This is a genomic window from Shewanella kaireitica, from assembly GCF_023284045.1.
Taxonomy (GTDB): Bacteria; Pseudomonadota; Gammaproteobacteria; order Enterobacterales; family Shewanellaceae; genus Shewanella; species Shewanella kaireitica.
Map to the genome: position 1 here is coordinate 52,347 of NZ_JAKIKQ010000007.1, position 18,603 is coordinate 70,949.

Sequence of the window (18,603 nt, forward strand, 5' to 3'; positions counted from 1 at the left end):
CTCATATAAACATACATATCGAAACTAAAAACTCCGTTACTGAAATAGTAGCGGAGTTTTTTATTTTAACAGCCTGTATTATCCGAACTTAAACAGAGATGTTATACACTCTAGTTAAAACTAAGTGCATAAACACTTGTCGTGCCGCTGACTTCATTTCCGATAACCAACAACGGTTCGGACGTTGGGCTATTTTCAGCACTAATAAACTTCATCCCTTCAGGGCCTAAATCGCCAGCCAGACTGGCATCGCCTTCGACTTCGCCAGTATCAGTATTAATTTCAAAATCGGTGCTAAAATCACGATTAACGATATAGTCGACAAAGCTGACAGCAAAGGGGTTAGTGATGTTATAAATCATCACTCCACCAGTACGCTCCAAACCAATAAAAGCATAATATTGTTCAGCTATCTTGCCAATCGCTAGCGCTTCTGGCTCGCCCGCTTTATCGTCACTGCGGCTATCACCTTTGTTCTCGTCGTTATTATTGTTGAAGTTTGTGCCCAGAACTGCTGCTGTGATCCGTGAAAAATCGGAACCGCTATCGAAAACTTGGTTGCCATTTTCATCCCAAATTGAAAATGAACGGGCGCCATAACTGATAATTTGATCAATATCGCCGTCTTTATCAGTGTCACCCATGCTTGTCGTTACCTTTAAACGACCGAGTTGTGTTTTGTCCTTTGCTGCAAATAGCTGTGGATGTGCGGCATCCAAGAGTAAGTCTTGTGCTCTCGCTTCTTCAGAAAAGCCATCATAGTCTCTTGCATCACCTTCATTTGCAGTAACGATAAAATTACTACTCTGCCACTGATAACTACTAATGGTGTCAGGTTGATACATACCGTAAACCTCAGCATAGGCACTAAAGTGAACTTTGCCGTCTTTATCACTCGCATCAATTCGATTTTCATATAAACCGTAGTCCTTAAGGCCAAGAGGTAAAATGGCTGTAATCTCCTTGCTATTAAGATCTAACACAGCAATGGCATTGTTCTCTTGTAATGATACGTACGCTTTTAAATTATCTTCGCTTATTGCGATGTACTCAGGCTCCAGATCTTGAGCAACCGATGCATTGGGCCCATTTATTTTAATCTTAGAATCAAGTTCATTAGCTCGAATTCCATCAAGATTAAAGTCAGCAAAGTCTATATTAGTTGAGGATGTAGCAGGTACACTGTCTGTGATTGTTATCAACGACAAGCTACCTTCTGGATCAACTGTATAACCCCCGTTGGGTTCCCCCTCATTTGCAACAACCAAGAGCGAACCATCTTTATTGAAAGTTAGATTATCTGGCAGCGCACCAACTTCTACAGCATGAAGATACAGCGCTTCGCCAGCATTATTGATTCGATAAAAAGCAACCACGCCATTGCCTTGTTTGCTATTACCCAGAGTATCTGCTCGCTCTATCGCTACAGCTAACAAATCTTGATAAATACTTAGACTATTAACACCACCTAAACCTGTAAGATTAACGTCAGTAACTATATCGATATCGGTAGTTTTTGCTATATTATCTAACGCTATTGCACCACTACCGGTGACAGCATCATCAAGCGAAATGTCGGCTACATTTAACACGTCCACTCTGCCACTTTTAGCGTTAATGACAAAAATCTGTTTTGAACGAGGATGAAAATCCACAATTTCAGCTGCACTTAATCCGTAAATACCACTTTGATAGCGCCCAACAAGCTGTGGTTTTAGTTGCGAAGATTGTCCATTACAAATCACTTGTGACTGAGTATCATCAATCTCATTTTCATCTAGTACACCATTGGCATTAAGATCCAAGCCGGTATTTAGTTGCTTACCGCCCATAACACATTGATCATTGCCTATCTCTAAGGCAGTAATACTCACAAGCGCATTACTACCATTGTCACCAGTCGCTCCTTCGTTACCATCATCGGCACACGCTGACATTAATAATGCAGATATTATTAGCATTAGCAGTTTGTTTTGATTATTCATCTCTTTCCCTTTCGAGCCTTTGTACGCCTTTCGTTTTAAGACGTTCCTATAAAAGTGCTCAACTTAAGGCTTTATAAAGTCGCTGAGATGACAGAAAAAAAACAGTTTTATGACTGGAGAGTAACAACGTAATTGTAGATATATACGACTATTGATCTCTAAATAGATGCTTACAAATAGAGTCGCTTTTTAGAACGATTAACACTGATTTTTGATTGGTTAAATGTTTTGAAAACGATACTATAATGACGTTACCCGCTCTATTATCCAGCTATGGATTTAAGCAGGGATAATCCTAGCCAGTAGCACCGACAACTCTTGTCTTTAATACAGTCTAATCTTATCGACTTACGAGTAAGTTTGTTCCAGCTTTAATCATCGTATAACCCGCAAAATCAAAGAGGTAGAATTGAAAAACGCGCCTGAAAAGCACACTAGCCACGTTAAAATACCGAACTTAGCTCTGCTTATTCCTATGCTCGCAGCGATTGTCGCGATTACGCCGCTCGCTATCGATATGTATCTGCCAGCTATGGCAACACTTGCCAGCAGTTTTGATACAGGTATAACTCTTGTTCAGCAGTCCCTCAGTTTATACCTAGCTGGTTATGCTTTAGGAATGCTATGTTTTGGCCCATTGGCAGACAGATATGGTCGCCGAAAAATGGTCATTATAGGACTGACAGGCTTTATGCTAACCAGTCTTGCATTGGCATTTGTGCAATCAATAGAAGCCTTTTTAACACTCAGGTTCTTTCAAGCCTTTATTGGCGCAGCAGCGACTGTTGTGGTTCCTGGCTATATCAAAGAGGTATACGGCAATAATACAGCCAAAGGCATGTCTTATGTGAGCTTGATAATGATGTTAGCACCGCTAATCGCTCCAAGCATTGGTAGCCTAATACTAGAGCTAGGGGAATGGCACCTGATCTTCTTCATACTGGCCTTCTATGCTTGTGGATTATTGATATTAGTATCTCTCAAACTAAAAATGCCAAGTGACTCAGACTCAACGAGCCGCAGTAGCAAATCCTTTTTTGGTGCTTATGCGACGGTTTTTACTAAGCCCGGCGTTAAGCTCAATATTGCCTGTGGTGTACTAACGTCATTTGCCTTCTTCTGCTACTTAACGGCGTCGCCATTTGTCTATATGGAAGTCTTTGCTTTAGATAAGTCACTGTTTGCCATTCTTTTTAGCACCAATGTTGGCGCATTGATGCTTGCTAATGTCATCAACAGCAAGATAGTTGGACGTTACGGTTCAAAAAGAATGCTGCGAGCCTCAACCATCATGGGCGTTTTCGCAGCAAGCGGCTTGCTGTTGGTTAATATGCTAGATCTTAACTATCTGTTTACCGTCATCATGTTGTTGCCACTTATGGCATGTTTAGGTGTAATGTCTGTCAATGCAGACGCTATTGTATTGATGAAGTTTCAACAAGAAACCGGCACAGCTACAGCTGTAATAGGTACTCTCAGATTCGGTTTTGGTGCTTTAGCTGGGCCGCTATTAGCGCTGTTTTATACTGGCACTGCGGTACCATTTTCAGCCTTAATGCTCGCTGCTGTTATTCTGGTTGGTTTATGCCAACTACTGAGTAAGCGCGAACCAAGTGCGTAAATGACATTGAGACTCAGCTTGGATTAAGCCACCGAGTCTTTTTATCCTTCCATGTACAACTTTTTATTGTTTCACGCTCAAGTTATTTTACTTTTCTGCCTGCTTTTCTGTAAACGATATTGAAAATTCTTCATTTAGAACGATTTAATCGCATTCTATGCTTGAAATCATATGGGTATTTTATATGATGAACTTGGCTTAAAAAGCCAGTGCTGCACAGAGACCCTGTGATAATTTTTCTTTTTGAAAAATACAGCCTATCGAGAGCAAGGATCACCGTCCAAGCTTAATTATTAGAGCGATTACCGTCGCTGTAGCTAGATACTGCATACCGTAGCGGTAACTTAGAAAGGAAATATTATGGAGAAGCTATCAGGCGCCAGTATGGTTGTCCGTTCTCTTATCGACGAAGGCGTTAAACATATTTTTGGCTATCCAGGCGGATCAGTTTTAGATATTTATGACGCTCTGCATGAAAAATCCAACATCGAACATATCCTTGTAAGACACGAACAAGCAGCTGTACACATGGCAGATGGTTACGCACGTGCAACCGGCGATGTCGGTGTTGTGTTGGTCACCTCTGGTCCAGGGGCTACCAATACCATTACTGGAATCGCAACGGCCTATATGGATTCGATTCCGATGGTGGTCATTTCAGGTCAAGTACACAGCAGTCTAATTGGTAATGACGCATTCCAAGAGTGCGACATGATAGGTATCTCAAGACCCGTTGTTAAGCACAGCTTTTTAGTCACAGATCCTCGAGACATTCCTGCGATTATCAAAAAGGCGTTTTTCATCGCAGCTAGCGGACGTCCAGGCCCAGTGGTTGTAGATGTGCCTAAAGATTGCATGAATCCTGAAATCCTGCATGAATATCAGTATCCTGAAGATATCTCAATGCGCTCATACAACCCGACTACTACAGGCCATAAAGGCCAGATCCGTAGAGGCTTAAAAGCGTTATTAGCAGCTAAGAAACCGGTTCTTTATGTAGGTGGTGGTGCTGTTATTTCAGGTTGTGATAGCCAAATTTTAGCCCTATCAGAAAAGCTGGGGATCCCAGTAGTAAGCACATTGATGGGGCTTGGTGCATTTCCAGGCACTCACCCGAATAGCGTAGGTATGCTAGGCATGCACGGCTGCTATGAAGCCAACATGACCATGCACAATAGCGATCTTATTTTTGGTATTGGCGTTCGTTTTGACGATAGAACGACCAATAATGTTGAAAAGTACTGCCCTAACGCGACCATCTTGCATATTGATATTGATCCCTCTTCAATTTCAAAAACGATTAAAGTTGATATCCCAATTGTTGGCTCAGCCGATAAAGTATTAGACGAGATGCTTGCGCAAATAGAAGCTAATAGTCTTGGCATTAGTGATCCAGCAGCCAACGACCATTGGTGGAGCGATATCGCACAATGGTGTGGCCGTAAAAGTTTAGATTACCAAACATCTAAAGAGAAAATTAAGCCACAACAAGTCATTGAAGTGATGCATAAGCTCACAAATGGTGATGCATATGTTGCTTCCGATGTAGGTCAGCACCAGATGTTTGCCGCACTATATTACCCGTTTAATAAGCCACGTCGTTGGATAAACTCTGGCGGACTCGGCACCATGGGCTTTGGTCTACCGGCCGCTATGGGTGTAAAGCTTGCCAAACCTGATGAAACCGTTATCTGTGTAACAGGCGATGGTTCTATACAAATGAATATTCAAGAGCTATCAACAGCGCTGCAGTATGATATTCCGGTCAAAATCATTAACCTGAATAATCACTTTTTGGGCATGGTCAAGCAGTGGCAGGATATGATTTATGCTGGTCGTCACTCACAATCTTATATGGATTCGGTACCGGATTTCGCTAAAATTTCTGAAGCATATGGCCACGTAGGAATGACAATCAGCGATCCCGCTGAACTAGAGTCAGGCTTAGAGAAAGCATTTGCGATGAAGGACAAGCTAGTATTTGTCGACATTCATGTTGATGAAACTGAACACGTATACCCAATGCTAATTCGTGGTGGTGCGATGAATGAAATGTGGCTGAGTAAAACGGAGAAAAGCTAATGCGTCGGATTATATGTGTATTACTTGAAAACCAACCAGGTGCACTTTCTCGTGTAGTAGGGCTATTTTCTCAGCGTGGCTATAACATTGAAACTCTAACTGTAGCTCCTACTGAAGACAAGACACTGTCACGTTTGACCATAGCGGTTAATGCAGATGAAGCCGTTTTGGAACAGATTGAAAAACAGCTACATAAGCTAATTGATGTATTGAAAGTGTCAAATATTACTGAGTCAGCGCATATAGAAAGAGAAGTCGCGCTGATAAAAGTGAAAGCTAAAGGAGAATACAGAGAGGAAGTTAAACGCCTTGCTGATATTTTCCGAGGGCAAATCGTAGATGTCACTCAAAGCCTGTACACAGTGCAACTCATTGGTACTAGTGAGAAGCTTGATGCTTGTATTGCAGCACTGACAGATGTTACCAAGGTGGTTGAGATCTCACGTTCGGGCGTTGTCGGTCTAGCTCGCGGCGAGAAATCGATGCGTGCTTAATATGTAACACTCATCCACTAAAAAGGGAGTCATTCGACTCCCTTTTTTATATTCAGCGTTTCAATCATTAGCTAAAGGACTAATTATTTTGCATCTAATATTCTTGAACTGCCTATCTCAATTTTTCTTGGCTTTAATGCCTCAGGGATCTCTCTCTTAAGATCAATATTGAGTAAGCCATTTTCAAGATCTGCGCCAATAACAGTTACATAATCAGCAAGCTGGAATGTGCGCTCAAATCCGCGCTCAGCAATTCCTTGATATAGATACTTACGCTCTTCGCTCTGCTCTGCTTTGGTGCCTTTTACCAGTAACTTGTCGCCTTCACTGGTTATATCGAGTTCATCCATGGTAAATCCAGCAACAGCCATGGTAATGCGATAGCGGTGTTCATTGAGCAGTTCGATATTGTATGGTGGGTAACCTGAATTGCCTTTGTTTGACGCGGCATGTTCAGCAAGTTGTGCCAAACGGTCAAATCCAATAGCGCTACGGTAAAGTGGTGTTAGGTCGTAATTTCTCATGGTATATCCTTGTATAAAGCAATATATTTAATTTTATTGGCCGACTCATTCAAAATGTGAATTGTTGTCGCACCGGGCTAATTTTCACTAACATTCTCGACCCCGAAGGCATCGTAATCTTGCTAGCTAAGAACCTCATTGAGCGTCCCATAATCAATATATGTAGCCAATATTTTGCTTTTCAAGGGTCATTTCACAATTATTTTTAAAATTTCTACAATCCACGATTTTTAGCATTCAATGAGCAACGAGCATAAAAAAAGCAGCCATTAGGCTGCTTTTCTCAATTGAACTTAATGCATTATAGCTGACATGCCATAGTGCTGTTACTGTTCAGGAATTGAATGTCGCCATCTACAGGTGCAAAGTCTGCAACTTTAATGTCGCCGATATCTTTAATGTAGGTGTACATCACTTCAGCATCAACATAACCAGTCATAACAGGTGTTAGAACAGGGTAACCATCACCACCAGCGGCGTTGTAGCTAGGAACAGTGAAGCTATACATAGCGTCTGCAGCGTAGCCTTTACCATTAATGTCATTGATTGCAACCGTCTTAGTAGCACAATCCACATCCATCTTAATACCTGCAAGTTGCGGGTAAGCACCTGAACCTTCAGCGCCAATATCGACAGTAGCAACAACGTTTAGGTACTCAGTAATCTCTGCCCCCGTAAGTGTACTCTTAGTGATAGAGTTGCCAAATGGCTGCACAGTAAGAACATCTTTATAGGTGATTTCACCAGCTTCGATAGAGTCTCGTACACCACCAGAGTTCATCACTGCGAAATCAGCATCAACTTTAGAGCGCTGTGCTTCAGCAATTAGCAGGCCAAGGTTAGTTTGTTGAGTACGAACTACGCCACGATCGCCTTCTAGCTTACCATCTGTAGAACCAATAACTTCTGATAGACCTTCCTGACCTTTATCTTGGTACTGCTGCAATATTTCAAGCACTGTAGCATCTGGAGTAATTGCTTCACCAATTAAGACACGTTCGCCCTCTTCGTTTTTCTTCTTCAAGTTTACAGGGATTAGCTTGTAGCTTGCTAAATGTAACTTGTCGTTGAAATATTCAAAGTTTGCTTGACCAACATACTTGCCCCATTCGTGAGCTTGCATGATAAATGTGCCGTTCTGAACATCAGGCTTACACTCTGCACCTGCTGTGAATTCAGGGTCATATGCATCACCTTCCATACAAACAGGGTTTTGAGAGTGGCCACCTATGACGGCAGCAAGTTCGCCTTCAGCCATAGCGCGTGCAAGTGCTACATCACCAGGCGCGTTATTACCGTGAGCGCCGTCAGCGTAGTGACCCATGTGGGTCGTTGCAAACACTAGGTCAGCTTCATCAGCATCTTTAATGTCTTGAATAACTTTCTTAAGCTCTTCTTTCGGATCGGTAAACTCTAAGCCACTAACAAATTCTGGATTAGCAATTTTAGCTGTGTCTTCAGTTGTTAAACCAACAACTGCAATGCGAATGCCGTTTACATTGAAGACTTTATAGGCATCGAAGTAACGAGTACCTGACTCTTTGTCATAGATGTTTGCCGCAAGCATTGGGAAGTCTGCTAGTTCGCGCTGCATATCAACCGTGGTTAAAGGATTGTCGAATTCATGGTTACCGACAGCCATTGCGTCATAACCCATCAAGTTCATTCCTACAAAATCAGGGCGAGCATCTTGCAAGTCTGATTCTGGTACACCCGTGTTTACATCACCACCAGATAGTAAAATAGTTTCGCCACCAGCAGCTTCTACTTCGGCGCGGATCTGATCGATCAATGTTTTACGCGCAGCCATACCATATTCGCCGTACTTGTTTTCGAAGAAACGGCCATGGTTATCGTTAGTGTGAAGTACAGTGAAGATAGTACAAGCTTCGCCTGCTTCTGCACACGTAGCAGGCAATACAACTTCTTTATTGTCATCATTATCACTACCACATGCTGTTAACGCCGTTACAACAGCAGTCGCGATTAATCCTTTAATTAAAGTCTTTTTCATTACAATCAACCCCTTGATTATTTTTATGTTTTTGCAACATTTTATATATTCGGCAGAAATAACCCTATTTTCGCCGTGAATCATCTTAGCAAAGATTATGCTTTATTTGTGTCACATTCATTACATAAGATGATCTAAACCGCTCTTTTTAAAGCATTTTGTTTCAGTGGCTGTATCATTAACAGAACAAGGGGGGAGTGAGTGGATATAATACTAATAGCTGATAAATGGATTGTTACCAAGACGAGAAACTAAAACAAATAATTTCATTACGTTATAGAGATAAGAAATTTAGAATCGATTGTTTCTAATTGAGAACAGGCGCCGCATTATTTAGCAACGCCAGATCGAACAAAAAAACAGCTATTAGTTTTCACTAATTTTAATTCAACACCGTTTGCAACCATTTGGAGATATCTTGTAGCTGCTCAGGTAACACATTATGGCCCATATCATAAGTCTGCCATTCAGTGGCATATCCTTGGCTTTTCAATAGTTCGAATGCCATTATTCCGGCATTAAGCGGCACAACTTCATCTTGAGTACCGTGTTGTTGCAAAATAGGCGTAGTGCTATTCTCACTAGCAAGGTCAACAGGCATTTTGTTTGCTGTCGGCAGGTAGCAAGATAAAGCCATAATCCCGGCGAGTTTATGCTTAAGCCTTAATCCGCAAAACAGACTCATTACTCCGCCTTGACTAAACCCAGCAAGGACTATCTGATCAGGGCTAATCCCAAGGGCTATTTGTTCATCCACTAGCGCATTAATGAGCTCCTCGCTTTCAAGTACCCCGGTCATGTCTGCACGGTCATGTAGATCCATACTTTTGATGTCATACCAAGCACGCATGATATAGCCACCATTGATGGTAACCGCTTGTTCAGGTGCATGAGGAAAGACAAAACGAATACTGTGATCCACAGATAACCCTAACGCAGGTACTACTGGTGCAAAGCCTGCTCCAGAATCGCCCAATCCATGGAGCCAAATAACACAAGATGTGGCTGGGTTTGATGGCTCAACCGTAATTCTCTCTAGTGGCATATCTAACATGACCTTCCTTTTACTATATTAAGATAAAACTAAATAGCCGCATGATATCAGTCTCATCGAAAACATCCTATAGATACCCGCTCTACTTGAAAATGCTCGTTTCAGAGACTATGTGCCAGTTCAATTCTAGGCGCATTAACGTAGAAATGGTTATTCCCTTTTTAGTGAGTACAACAACGAAGTGGGCTGGCACAAAGCCATCGAAGATGGGCTTTAATATAAGAGTACGGGCTTTACTCAGTGTTAATGATTTTACCAAGGGTAATAACCATTCGTGGCAATCAATGCCGTGATTAAAGCCCATTAAATTCCCACTGAATCCCGCATCTTCAGGTAGAACGGGTACAGTTATTAAATAGAAAGGTTTGAGCAACTAAATGCACTTTAATACTGCCCGTGCTGCAGCTAAGCTGAACTAATTGATATAACAGCATACAGGCGAATAGCATGGGATTACTTCAAAACGGTCAGTGGGTCGATAAATGGTATCCAACTGAGGAAACCGGTGGAAAATTTACTCGTTCAGAGTCAAGCTTTAGAGATTGGGTAACCCCTGACGGTATGCCGTTTAAAAGCGGATTTCGCGGCTTCAAAGCCGAAAAGAATCGCTACCATTTATATGTATCACTCGCCTGCCCTTGGGCTCATCGAACGCTGATATACCTGCAGCTTAAAGGTCTACAAGAGATCATAGGTGTTACCGTTGTCGAGCCGCATATGCTAACTAATGGCTGGGAGTTTTCTGGTAGTAAACAAAGTCCAATTGCCTATCATATTGAAGGCGCTGATGCTGATAAATTAAACGCAGCTGACTTTCTTTATCAGATCTACCAAAAAGCTGATGCGAGTTATAACGGTCGAGTGACAGTCCCGGTGCTCTGGGATACGCAAACAGATACAATCGTTAGCAATGAATCTGCTGAAATTATTCGCATGTTCAATAGTGCCTTTGATCATTTAGTCGATAACAGCATTGATCTGTACCCTCAAGCATTGCGTAAAGAAATCGATGATCTTAATAGTTGGCTCTATGACAGCATTAATAATGGCGTTTACAAGGCGGGCTTTGCTACGACTCAATTCGCATACAATGAAGCATATGAACAGCTTTTTGCCGCTTTAGACAAGTTGGAAGAACGACTTGCAAGCCAACGTTTTCTTACTGGAGATGAATTTACAGAAGCTGACATTCGCTTGTTTACCACCTTAATTCGATTCGATGCCGTATATGTTGGTCATTTTAAAACCAATAAACAACGCATAGCCGATTACTACCACCTGTTTGGCTATGTAAAAGAAATTTATCAAATGGATGGAGTGCCACAAACGGTTAATTTTGAACACATTAAACAACATTACTATTTTAGCCATGAGATGATAAACCCAACTCGGATAGTCCCTAATGGGCCGGATATTGATTTCAATCAGCCCCATCGTCGGGCGGATATTAAACCACAATGAGTTAACTTATCCCAAGCTCGGCTTTGATCTGCAGCAACTGTTGCTCATTGTCGAGCTTAAGATTCCAACGCACCGCGCCAGCATCTGCAATCATCATTAATGCATCTTGGTGGAATTTAATGTCTTCCACCATGGCATATAAGTGACATTGATTATTTAGCCTTACTTGTACTTCAAATGGCGTGAGCACAATTTTTCCATTACTAAACTCAATAATCATCTTTGGTCTCCGTTTTTAGCGCTATATTAAAAAAGCCCAACTCAGTTGGGCTTTTTTAATCGGCATGAACTCAGCTTAGTGCTGATGTCCACCCTTACCATGTGCATGGCCATGAGCAATCTCTTCAGAGGTTGCATCACGTACGTCTGCAACTTCTAAATCAAATGTTAATTCACGACCTGCTAGAGGGTGGTTAACATCCACAGTTGCCATGAACTTGCCCATTTTAATAATGGTGACTTGGCGTTGACCTTGATCCGTGTTTATCAAAGCGCGCATTCCAGCCTTCCATACTTTAGCGCCTTGTAGGTGTTTAACTGATACGCGTTGTTCTGCATCTTCGTTACGCTCACCGTAAGTTTCACTAGCAGGCAATGTGACAGAAAACTTAGCGCCCACTTCTTTACCAACCAGTGCATTTTCAACGCCAGGCATCATATTGTCGTGACCATGAAGGTACGCAATAGGATCAAGACCTTCGTTGCTCTCTAATACTTCGCCCTGTTCATCACGTAATGTGTAGTTAAATTGCACTACAGAATCATCTTTAATACTCATGGTAATCCTTAACTCAAATTTTGTTGCGTGAGCTTAACAAAAGTCGTTCAAAGCCACTAGTGTTATCTCTTATTAGGATTGTGCTCCTGGCACAATGGCTAAATGTTCAATTTCGTTCAATACCTGATGGTTGGCCAATGCAAGTTGGCACACCCCAGATGTGATCTTATGCTTAGCAGAGCAATCTACACTCCATTGGCGTAGTAAGTAGCCCGCTAACGATGCTCGGCATGTCAGCATTAAGCGTTGGTTTTCCATTTGATAATCAAGCTCTATCGCTTCGGGGTGAGCCAAAGAGGGATGAGGAATCAGTTCAAGTTCAATTTCTTGTTGCCAATATTTATCATGCTCACAGGTCTCTAGGTATTTAACACTAGCATCTGCAAGCACGGCACTTTTAATACGAGTCACCACAAAGTCTGTAAACAGTTGGTTAGCCCTATCAAATGCTCGAACATGCCAACGCTGACCATTATTTACCAACGCATGAGGGACTATCTCTCTGGGTTTATTGCCCGATGACACCGACACGTACTCTATCGCAAGTGCTTGTTTCGCTTGAATAGCCCGCATTAATGCCGCAATAATGTTTGTGTCAGGGTGGATAAGTTGTATTGCATCAATACACACCACACTTGGCTTGATCGGATGTGATAAGCCATCGCCAAAACCTTTGGCAAGACCATGCAATATGGCTTCAGGTTCATGGGCAAATAGCGCTTTAAACTCTGGCAGACGGTGATAGCACTTAGTCTGGTGTATTAAACGCATGTTTGTCGGTGCTAGTGTTTTATAACTCTGAAAGTCTCGAGTGGCCGCAGCAAGGCCTGTCGCAAATTTATTAATGAGATCCTGACGGGAAACTTGGCCGAAATACTGCAAACTAAAATCGATAAAAGCGAGACGTTGTCGTTGCGCGTGAGAAAGGTTGTCCATTGTAATATGCCATTCCAGTCGATAACTTTATTGAAGAAATTCAATCTAATATATCGACAAAAAAGATACAATCGTTTTGATTGCATCTTTTTTGAATCGTAAATCCTTTCTTGAGCGTTGCTTATTCAACACCGAGTGCTTTAAAGGTTGCTTCGCTTGGGTAACCATCAGCCACCAAACCATTATCTTTTTGGAATGCTTGTAGTCCTTTTAAAGATTTAGATCCCAAGATACCATCAGGCTTACCGACATCAAAACCCAGCGTATTGAGCTGACTTTGCAGTGCCTTTACCCTTGCACGACTCAAATTTGGCATTTTAGGTGGCTTAACATTAAGGCCTGCTGCACCATTAATCCTGTCAGCTAGATGGCCTACAGCAATAGCATAAAACGTAGAGCGATTCCATTTCATAATGACATCAAAATTGTCATAGCCTAAAAAAGCGGGTCCTGTATGGCCAGAAGGTAAATAAAGAGCAGCTTGCATGTCTGGTGTACTTAATGGATTGCCATTGGTTTGCGTTAAACCAAGCTCCGCCCACTTTGTCAAAGGTTGCGCTTCCGCTCGACCAAGATAAGCATAGGAAAAATCAGTGGGGAGGCTAACCTCTCTCCCCCAACGCTCGTCGCGTTTCCAACCTAAATTTTGTAAGAAATGGGCCGCTGATGAAAGTGCATCTTCCGTGCTGTTCCATAGATCCGCTTTGCCATCACCATCACCGTCGACTGCATATTTCGCATAAGCAGATGGCATAAATTGGGTATGACCCATAGCCCCCGCCCATGAACCCACCATCTGCTTTTCATCGAAACCATACTGCTCTTTTAACTTCAATGCTTGCATCAATTCGGTGGTGAAATATCTGCTCCGACGCGGATCACATGCCAAGGTAGCTAACGAGTTAAGTACTGACATTTTTCCTTTGTAAGAACCAAAGTTTGTTTCTAGTCCCCAAAAAGCCAGCAAATATTGTGGTGGAACACCGTACTCTTTGGCTAAACGTTGCAGCAGCTCCTTATGCTCTTTGTATAGCTTTCGTCCTTGCTGTACACGCCAATCGGTCACTCGCTTGGTAAAGTAATTTTCAAAGGATGAACTAAATTCTGGTTGTTGGTTATCAAGCTCTATAACCCTCGGCACAAATTTAACATTTGCCAAAGTGTTATCAATAGTGCTTTGTGATAACCCCTGTGTTTTTGCTGTTTGTTGAAGGTTCGCTACGCAGGTTGCCCAGTCAGGGGAAGCGACTGAAGCTAATACTGAAGAACTGCTAAAAATAAGCGTTGCTGCCAGGGGGATTAATTTAAACAATAGAAGACTCCCAAAAAATGAATGACGCTAACGTAATGAGTACACATATTACTGTGTAGTTAAAAGATTAATCTTACCTTAAAAAAACGACTTTATAGATGATTTATAATTCATTAAACCGATACAAGAAAACCTTAGATCGATTAACGGATAAAATGCCATCACTGTCGACTAATATAGACTAAATTGAGACTGTTATAGCAGTAAATTAGCGAGTTTCGTTTGACTGCTCAATTTACCTGCTAAGCACATACTGCTTAGTCATCAAATACACGGTTAAACAATCGAAAGCAGTTAAATGACTTGCCAAATGTTATCCGCAGTTGCAGACTACTGCCAATAGAGATAATCGATATCTTTCATTTACCAAAAGAGATTAATCATGACTGAAATGACTCCAGCTTTAGAAAGCTTTATCAACAATGTAAAGCAGCACCAAGTCGTTTGGGGCCTGCAAGATGAAACAGGTGAAGGTTGGGTTGTTTGTGACTCATCTGAGTTCGAAGCCACAGATGTGATGCCTTTATGGTCTGAAGAAGCGCAAGCAAAAAGCCATTGTACTGACGAATGGCAGGCTTACAGCGCCGTCGCTATTACTCTAGAAGAGTTTTTAGAGTATTGGGTTGGTGATTTAAATGATGATGGTGTACTGGTTGGTCTTGATTGGGTAGCAGAGCAAGAGTGCCTTGAAGTCGATCCAATTGTACTGGCAACGTCACTGGTAAACGTTGAAGAAGAATAGACTTCACAACAACATCCAGAGTTGCTCAACAGTAAGCGCTAATCGTCAAGATTAAGCGCTTTTTTTAAATGCCGAATTGAGTAGGTGAAACATGTTGTTTGAACAAGCGCCGTTAATCGATATCCCCTTTGATTGCAGGCATCAATGCTGGTTTTGCGGTGAACCTAGCTCTATGGAGCTTAGTTACACTAAAGAGCATTACACTCCTCACCCATCATTGATGGTTCCAGCCTGTAAAGAGTGTTTCAAAATTGCAAAACAGCACAAGTTAACGTCTATCTGGGACTGTAAAATGGCAGTTAAAGATGAGCTGATGCGTATTTATGAGAAACATCTCGCCATTGGGGTTAATTGGACTCAGCAAGAACTTGAAGAGTCAGAATTTGAGGATAAAGTTTTTGGTGGATTTAAGAAAAGCGCTTGGATGATGTATGAGATTGCCAGAGATAGAGTCAACTACCCTGCTTGGCCGTTAAGCCTTAATGGGGTCACTATTGACGACTTTGGTTACAATACAGACTTTAGTTTTGACGGTGTTAACTATAGCTCTGTCACCCAAGCTATCAAATTCTACGCTAAGCAATTTGTGCTCGATAAACGCTTTTTAGAAGATATTATTAGTATTGTCGGTAAACAACGCTTTGGGTTTGCTATTCGTGTTGCACAAATTAATATCGCTGCCACTTCCGAGCTTAAGCGGCAGGTTATCAATGATTTAAAACTAGAGCATCAGGATTAGCAGTTCAATGTTTGCGTCAGCAGAGCCTCTGACTGGCGCAATTTATCTTGCACAACTTCAACCAGTAAATCCGGCTGAAACTTAGAAATAAACCGGTCACAGCCTACTTTCTCAACCATCGCATTGTTAAAACTGCCACTTAGAGAAGTGTTTAAAGTGATGTAAAGATCACTCATACGTTTGTCTTTACGGATCTCATGAGTCAGCTTATAGCCATCCATTTCTGGCATTTCAGCATCTGTGATCAGCATAATAATATGTTCCGAAACATTTATACCGCTGTCGCACCATTGTTGTAACTGATTAAGTGCCATTAACCCATCGGACACCTCTATGACTTCCAGTCCAAGTTGTTCAAGCGTTTCTCTCACTTGACGTCTAGCAGTAGCAGAGTCATCTGCGATAAGCACCTTTCTGCCTTGCATTAATGGCAGCAGTTTCTCGTCTAATACTCCATCGGATAACTTGATATCGTATTGAATAATTTCTGCCAACACCTTTTCTACGTCAATAATGGAAACAAGCTCTTGCTTATCTTGATATTCAATTCGGGTTATCGCAGTGAGATAATTATTACGGCCAACGGTTTTAGGCGGAGGTAAAATATCGCTCCAAGTTAAATTGACTATGTGCTCGACTTTATCAACTAAAAACCCCTGAACTGAGCGATTGTACTCAGTAATAATGAGATTACTCTGCTCATACACTGCCGAAGGCCTGAAACCAATTGCTTTACGAAGATCAATGACTGGAATTGCTAGACCACGAAGATTCGCAACACCAATAATACTTGGATGACTGCCAGGCATTGCAGTTAAAGGTGGTACTCTAACCACTTCCTTAACTTTAAAAACATTAATCGCAAATAGCTGGGTCACACTGATTCTGAACAACAACAGTTCCAGTCGGTTTTCACCAACCAGTTTTGTACGTTGATCTACACTTGCAAGCATTTGCGTCATGATGTTTCCACCTAAAGTACCATTAGAGCTGCGATTATAACGATATACGCCATAAGATAACTAGGTCAAAAATAACTTTAATGCACAGATTTTATTCAAGATTACAAGTTTCGCAAGAAACATTGATCTCAATGACAAAATAATCGTGCCACGGACTGAATATGCTGGATTCAGTGGGATTTTAATCACAGGTTCATTGCTACAAGGTGAACCCAAGCACCGACATTCATATAGGCGAGGCGTTGATTGCCACTAATGGTCATTCCCTTGGTAAAATCAATAACACTGAGTAAAGCCCATGATCTTATATTAAAAAGCAGCCCATCATAGAAAAGCTTTATAGCTGCCCACTTCGTTGTTTTACTCACTTAAACGGGAATAATCATTCCTACGCTAAAACGCCTAGTATTGAACTGACACAATGCCTCTGAAACGAAATCCTTCAAGTAAAGCGGATATAGGTGATCCAATTTAATTCAACCTGCGTAGTGGTAAACAAGAGCCAATAGAAATATTTTGGCGACATTGATAGGCAGAGTGAAAATAATGCAAAATATTCAATCACAAAGTTCCCAAAGTCGTTATGCTAAGAGGTATGTTCCTTTCAAAAAGCCTTATATGGAAGAATCAAACTCAGATCTACAAGCACTGCAACTCAAAGAGAAACTCGTTAACGTGGCACATACACGTTGCAAACGAGACTACGCCGAACTATTTAGTTTCTTTGCGCCAAAAATATTAGCATTTGGCAATCAAAGGCTATCTACTCAGGGGTTAGCCATGGATCTTGTGCAAGAGACCATGACCGCGGTTTGGACCAAAGCACATCTTTTTGATGCAGACAAAGGTGCCGTGACCACTTGGGTGTTTACTATAATGCGTAACCGTTGCTTTGATATGTTACGAAAAGTCCAGCATAACAAAGAGGATACGGTTAGTGATGACATCTGGCCCATCTTTGAAACAGTTGAAGAAAACGAACCAGAAGATCACATACTCACCAACAAGCTTATGCATCATGTTGCGGAACTTCCTCCTTTACAACAGCAGGTAGTGCGAGGCATTTACCTTCAAGAGTTAAGCCAACAGGAGCTCGCAAGCAAGCTAAATGTTCCGTTAGGCACTGTAAAATCAAGGTTAAGATTAGGTTTGGTCAAACTTAGAAGTATTTTGGAGAAACATCATGATTAATTACCATCCAAATAACGACATGTTGCTCGAACATGCTAAGGGTAACCTCAATCTTGCTATGGCAACGGCTGTATCTGCGCATTGTGAACTCTGCCAGCAGTGCCAGCAAACACTTGCTGACATGACTCAACTTCAAGCAGATGTTGCTTTATCTAAAACGGATCACTCCGCAGAGGAATTTGAAACGAGTATTGATTTAGACGATATGCTGGCTTCTATAATGCAGCTTACCCCGACATCAACCGCTAAGCAGCGACTTCCGCAACACGCCATTGTTTCAGTCAAAGGGCATGAATTTAGTTTACCTACAGCCTTCAGACAACAAACTGACCAGACCTGGAGCGGTATAGGAAAAATTAGTCGAATGCGACTTGATACTGAAAAAAGCCCTTCAAGAGCCAGTTTACTGCACATTGATGCTGGCGGAGAAATACCAGAACATACTCACCAAGGCACAGAGGTAACCTTACTGCTTGAAGGCCATTTTGAAGATGAATTTAACCGCTACGGCCCTGGTGATTTTATTGTACTCGATGGCGAACACCAGCATTCACCAAAAACTAAAGAGGGTTGTCTTTGCTATACAGTGGTTGATGCACCATTGCATTTCACCAAAGGAATTAGCAAGCTTTTGAATCCAATTGGTGAGCTAATTTATTAGTCAGCTTAAAATGAAATAAGGCCGCTAATAGCGGCCTTTTTATTACT

The 18,603-nt window shown here is 41.7% G+C and carries 18 protein-coding genes; 8 read left to right on the forward strand and 10 right to left on the reverse strand.

Going from position 1 to position 18,603, the window contains the following annotated elements; all coding sequences use genetic code 11:
* Window positions 1–110: 110 nt before the first annotated feature.
* Window positions 111–1,985: a choice-of-anchor I family protein gene (locus L2730_RS11005; RefSeq protein ID WP_248974640.1), complete on the reverse strand. Its 1,875-nt coding sequence runs from the start codon at window positions 1,983–1,985 to the stop codon at window positions 111–113.
* A 409-nt stretch (window positions 1,986–2,394) separates the two neighbouring features.
* Here L2730_RS11005 and L2730_RS11010 point away from each other — a divergent pair, with 409 nt between their 5' ends.
* The 3 genes from L2730_RS11010 (at window position 2,395) to ilvN (ending at window position 6,182) form a co-directional block, all read left to right on the forward strand.
* Window positions 2,395–3,606, forward strand: coding sequence for a multidrug effflux MFS transporter (locus L2730_RS11010; protein WP_248974641.1), 1,212 nt, complete (start codon window positions 2,395–2,397; stop codon window positions 3,604–3,606).
* Between the two features lie 360 nt (window positions 3,607–3,966).
* Window positions 3,967–5,688 carry an acetolactate synthase 3 large subunit gene (locus L2730_RS11015; protein WP_248974642.1) on the forward strand — a complete coding sequence of 574 codons (1,722 nt, stop codon included), beginning with the start codon at window positions 3,967–3,969 and terminating at the stop codon, window positions 5,686–5,688.
* Window positions 5,688–6,182 (forward strand): acetolactate synthase small subunit, encoded by a 495-nt coding sequence (gene ilvN / locus L2730_RS11020; RefSeq protein ID WP_248974643.1) that lies wholly within the window; start codon window positions 5,688–5,690, stop codon window positions 6,180–6,182. The genes L2730_RS11015 and ilvN overlap by 1 nt, the downstream gene beginning before the upstream one ends.
* Window positions 6,183–6,265: 83 nt before the next feature.
* On the opposite strand, the gene L2730_RS11025 is transcribed toward ilvN, so the two are convergent.
* From L2730_RS11025 to L2730_RS11040, 4 genes are all read right to left on the reverse strand, one after another.
* The gene (locus L2730_RS11025) at window positions 6,266–6,706 is read right to left on the reverse strand and encodes an Hsp20 family protein (RefSeq protein ID WP_020912924.1); all 441 of its coding nucleotides are present in this window, start codon (window positions 6,704–6,706) and stop codon (window positions 6,266–6,268) included.
* A 301-nt stretch (window positions 6,707–7,007) separates the two neighbouring features.
* Window positions 7,008–8,720: a bifunctional UDP-sugar hydrolase/5'-nucleotidase UshA gene (gene ushA / locus L2730_RS11030; protein ID WP_248974644.1), complete on the reverse strand. Its 1,713-nt coding sequence runs from the start codon at window positions 8,718–8,720 to the stop codon at window positions 7,008–7,010.
* A gap of 382 nt (window positions 8,721–9,102) precedes the next feature.
* The gene (locus tag L2730_RS11035; protein ID WP_248974645.1) at window positions 9,103–9,774 is read right to left on the reverse strand and encodes an alpha/beta hydrolase; all 672 of its coding nucleotides are present in this window, start codon (window positions 9,772–9,774) and stop codon (window positions 9,103–9,105) included.
* 82 nt (window positions 9,775–9,856) lie between these two features.
* Window positions 9,857–10,078, reverse strand: coding sequence for a hypothetical protein (locus tag L2730_RS11040; RefSeq protein ID WP_248974646.1), 222 nt, complete (start codon window positions 10,076–10,078; stop codon window positions 9,857–9,859).
* A 143-nt stretch (window positions 10,079–10,221) separates the two neighbouring features.
* On the opposite strand from L2730_RS11040, the gene L2730_RS11045 reads away from it, so the two are divergent.
* A complete protein-coding gene (locus L2730_RS11045) occupies window positions 10,222–11,235 on the forward strand; it encodes a glutathione S-transferase family protein (RefSeq protein ID WP_248974647.1) in 1,014 nt (337 codons plus the stop codon).
* Between the two features lies 1 nt (window position 11,236).
* Here L2730_RS11045 and L2730_RS11050 read toward each other — a convergent pair whose 3' ends face one another.
* The 4 genes from L2730_RS11050 to L2730_RS11065 form a co-directional block, all read right to left on the reverse strand.
* Window positions 11,237–11,455: a DUF3389 family protein gene (locus L2730_RS11050; RefSeq protein WP_248974648.1), complete on the reverse strand. Its 219-nt coding sequence runs from the start codon at window positions 11,453–11,455 to the stop codon at window positions 11,237–11,239.
* 75 nt (window positions 11,456–11,530) lie between these two features.
* Window positions 11,531–12,013 (reverse strand): FKBP-type peptidyl-prolyl cis-trans isomerase, encoded by a 483-nt coding sequence (locus L2730_RS11055; RefSeq protein ID WP_248974649.1) that lies wholly within the window; start codon window positions 12,011–12,013, stop codon window positions 11,531–11,533.
* A 72-nt stretch (window positions 12,014–12,085) separates the two neighbouring features.
* On the reverse strand, window positions 12,086–12,949 hold the full coding sequence (locus L2730_RS11060) for a WYL domain-containing protein (RefSeq protein WP_248974650.1): 864 nt from the start codon (window positions 12,947–12,949) through the stop codon (window positions 12,086–12,088).
* 121 nt (window positions 12,950–13,070) lie between these two features.
* Window positions 13,071–14,261 carry a lytic murein transglycosylase gene (locus L2730_RS11065; protein ID WP_248974651.1) on the reverse strand — a complete coding sequence of 397 codons (1,191 nt, stop codon included), beginning with the start codon at window positions 14,259–14,261 and terminating at the stop codon, window positions 13,071–13,073.
* A 382-nt stretch (window positions 14,262–14,643) separates the two neighbouring features.
* On the opposite strand from L2730_RS11065, the gene L2730_RS11070 reads away from it, so the two are divergent.
* Together L2730_RS11070 and L2730_RS11075 are read left to right on the forward strand one after the other, a co-directional pair.
* Window positions 14,644–15,003: a DUF2750 domain-containing protein gene (locus tag L2730_RS11070; protein ID WP_020912933.1), complete on the forward strand. Its 360-nt coding sequence runs from the start codon at window positions 14,644–14,646 to the stop codon at window positions 15,001–15,003.
* A 91-nt stretch (window positions 15,004–15,094) separates the two neighbouring features.
* Entirely contained in the window at window positions 15,095–15,742 is a 648-nt protein-coding gene (locus tag L2730_RS11075; RefSeq protein ID WP_248974652.1) for a hypothetical protein, read from the forward strand.
* On the opposite strand, the gene L2730_RS11080 is transcribed toward L2730_RS11075, so the two are convergent.
* Entirely contained in the window at window positions 15,739–16,704 is a 966-nt protein-coding gene (locus tag L2730_RS11080; protein ID WP_248974653.1) for a chemotaxis protein CheV, read from the reverse strand. The two genes, L2730_RS11075 and L2730_RS11080, sit on opposite strands and share 4 nt — an antisense overlap.
* 546 nt (window positions 16,705–17,250) lie before the next feature.
* Here L2730_RS11080 and L2730_RS11085 point away from each other — a divergent pair.
* Window positions 17,251–17,895, forward strand: coding sequence for a sigma-70 family RNA polymerase sigma factor (locus L2730_RS11085; RefSeq protein WP_248974654.1), 645 nt, complete (start codon window positions 17,251–17,253; stop codon window positions 17,893–17,895).
* The gene (locus L2730_RS11090) at window positions 17,888–18,556 is read left to right on the forward strand and encodes a ChrR family anti-sigma-E factor (protein WP_248974655.1); all 669 of its coding nucleotides are present in this window, start codon (window positions 17,888–17,890) and stop codon (window positions 18,554–18,556) included. Before L2730_RS11085 ends, L2730_RS11090 begins: the two co-directional genes overlap by 8 nt.
* Window positions 18,557–18,603 lie beyond the last annotated feature (47 nt).

Coding starts and splice junctions, on each gene's coding strand:
- L2730_RS11005 (WP_248974640.1), bottom strand. CDS start 1,985: ATGAATAATCAAAACAAACTGCTAATGCTAATAATATCTGCATTATTA.
- L2730_RS11015 (WP_248974642.1), top strand. CDS start 3,967: ATGGAGAAGCTATCAGGCGCCAGTATGGTTGTCCGTTCTCTTATCGAC.
- ilvN (WP_248974643.1), top strand. CDS start 5,688: ATGCGTCGGATTATATGTGTATTACTTGAAAACCAACCAGGTGCACTT.
- L2730_RS11025 (WP_020912924.1), bottom strand. CDS start 6,706: ATGAGAAATTACGACCTAACACCACTTTACCGTAGCGCTATTGGATTT.
- ushA (WP_248974644.1), bottom strand. CDS start 8,720: ATGAAAAAGACTTTAATTAAAGGATTAATCGCGACTGCTGTTGTAACG.
- L2730_RS11035 (WP_248974645.1), bottom strand. CDS start 9,774: ATGTTAGATATGCCACTAGAGAGAATTACGGTTGAGCCATCAAACCCA.
- L2730_RS11040 (WP_248974646.1), bottom strand. CDS start 10,078: ATGGGCTTTAATCACGGCATTGATTGCCACGAATGGTTATTACCCTTG.
- L2730_RS11045 (WP_248974647.1), top strand. CDS start 10,222: ATGGGATTACTTCAAAACGGTCAGTGGGTCGATAAATGGTATCCAACT.
- L2730_RS11050 (WP_248974648.1), bottom strand. CDS start 11,455: ATGATTATTGAGTTTAGTAATGGAAAAATTGTGCTCACGCCATTTGAA.
- L2730_RS11055 (WP_248974649.1), bottom strand. CDS start 12,013: ATGAGTATTAAAGATGATTCTGTAGTGCAATTTAACTACACATTACGT.
- L2730_RS11060 (WP_248974650.1), bottom strand. CDS start 12,949: ATGGACAACCTTTCTCACGCGCAACGACAACGTCTCGCTTTTATCGAT.
- L2730_RS11070 (WP_020912933.1), top strand. CDS start 14,644: ATGACTGAAATGACTCCAGCTTTAGAAAGCTTTATCAACAATGTAAAG.
- L2730_RS11075 (WP_248974652.1), top strand. CDS start 15,095: ATGTTGTTTGAACAAGCGCCGTTAATCGATATCCCCTTTGATTGCAGG.
- L2730_RS11080 (WP_248974653.1), bottom strand. CDS start 16,704: ATGACGCAAATGCTTGCAAGTGTAGATCAACGTACAAAACTGGTTGGT.
- L2730_RS11085 (WP_248974654.1), top strand. CDS start 17,251: ATGCAAAATATTCAATCACAAAGTTCCCAAAGTCGTTATGCTAAGAGG.
- L2730_RS11090 (WP_248974655.1), top strand. CDS start 17,888: ATGATTAATTACCATCCAAATAACGACATGTTGCTCGAACATGCTAAG.